Here is a 1,727-nt window from a genome sequence, read left to right as displayed (position 1 = left end):
GGGAGATCAGCGATTTGGCGTCGCCGCGATTGGCGTGCCGGGCGCGAACTTCGGCGTAGTCGGCGGCGATGCCAGCCACGAAGGGCGCGCGCAAGTCCACGCTGAGCAGGCTCTGCATGACGCCCACCGCACGCGAGGCGTCCTTCACCCAGACCACCGGCTCGGTGTAATGCGGTGCGATCTTCAGCGCGGTGTGGGCGCGCGACGTGGTCGCACCGCCGATGAGCAAGGGCAGGGACATGCCCTGTCGCTTCATTTCGCGGGCAACGTGGCTCATTTCTTCCAGCGACGGCGTGATCAGGCCTGACAAGCCGATGATGTCCGCCTTTTCCTCGCGGGCGCGGTCGATGATGGTCTGGGTCGCCACCATCACGCCCAGGTCGACCACGTCGAAGTTGTTGCAGGCCAGCACCACGCCGACGATGTTCTTGCCGATGTCGTGCACGTCGCCCTTGACCGTGGCCATCAACACCTTGCCCTTGGCCTTGCCGGCGTCGCCGGTACGCAGTTTTTCCGCTTCGATGTATGGAATCAGGTGGGCGACGGCGCGCTTCATCACCCGCGCCGATTTCACCACCTGCGGCAGGAACATCTTTCCGGCGCCGAACAGGTCGCCGACGATATTCATGCCGTCCATCAGCGGCCCTTCGATGACGTCCAGCGGTCGCGCGGCCTCCTGCCGGGATTGCTCAGCATCGAGCTCGATGAACTTGTCGATGCCATGCACCAGCGCATGCTGGATGCGCAGGTTCACCGGCTTGTCGCGCCAGCTGAGATCCTCGCTGCGCACTTCGCCCTTTTTCGATTTGTGCTTGTCGGCCTCGGTCAGCAGGCGCTCGGTGGCGTCGTCTCGGCGATTGAGCACCACGTCTTCGACGGCTTCGCGCAACGACGGCTCCAGGTCGTCGAGGATGGGCAGGCCGCCGGCATTGACGATGCCCATGTCCATGCCGGCCTGGATGGCGTGGTACAGGAACACCGCGTGGATCGCCTCGCGCACGGCATTATTGCCGCGGAACGAGAACGACACGTTGGACACGCCGCCGGAGACATGGCTGAGCGGAAAACGCAATTTTAGCTCGCGCGTGGCGTTGATGAAGGCGACGGCGTAGTCGTTGTGCTCCTCGATGCCCGTGGCGATGGCGAAGATATTCGGGTCGAAGATGATGTCTTCCGGCGCGAAACCGGCTTTCTCGGTCAGCAGCGCATAGGCGCGAGAACAGATCTCCACCTTGCGCTCGAAGGTATCGGCCTGGCCTTGTTCGTCGAAGGCCATGACCACGACCGCTGCGCCGTAGCGGCGCACTTTCGCCGCCTGCTGCAGGAAGGCGCTTTCGCCTTCCTTCATCGAGATCGAGTTGACGATCGCCTTGCCCTGCACGCATTTCAGGCCGGCCTCGATCACGCTCCACTTGGACGAATCGATCATCAGCGGCACGCGGGCGATGTCCGGTTCGGCGGCGATCAGGCGCAGGAAGCGCGACATCGCAGCTTCCGCGTCGAGCATGCCCTCGTCCATGTTGACATCGATGACCTGGGCGCCGTTCTCGACCTGTTGTCGCGCAACGGTCAGGGCCTCGTCGTAGCGGTTCTCCAGGATCAGCTTCTTGAATTGCGCCGAGCCGGTGACATTGGTGCGCTCGCCGACGTTGACGAAGTTGGTGTCTGGCGTGATGACGAATGGTTCCAGGCCGGACAGTCGCGTGTGCTGTGCCAGCGAGGGAATG

General features: G+C 63.6%; 1 protein-coding gene. It reads right to left on the bottom strand.

Annotated features, from left to right (window positions below; genetic code table 11):
- Nucleotides 1–1,727, bottom strand: a 1,727-nt coding sequence (locus tag WC739_RS24650) for a dihydropteroate synthase (protein ID WP_372955603.1), incomplete at both ends; no start/stop codon positions are given.

Origin of the sequence: Mesorhizobium sp., from assembly GCF_041661565.1 — a bacterium.
Classification (GTDB): Bacteria; Pseudomonadota; Alphaproteobacteria; order Rhizobiales; family Rhizobiaceae; genus Mesorhizobium.
The sequence above is the reverse complement of the archived record's forward strand: the minus strand, read 5'-3'. Positions and strand labels throughout refer to the sequence as shown.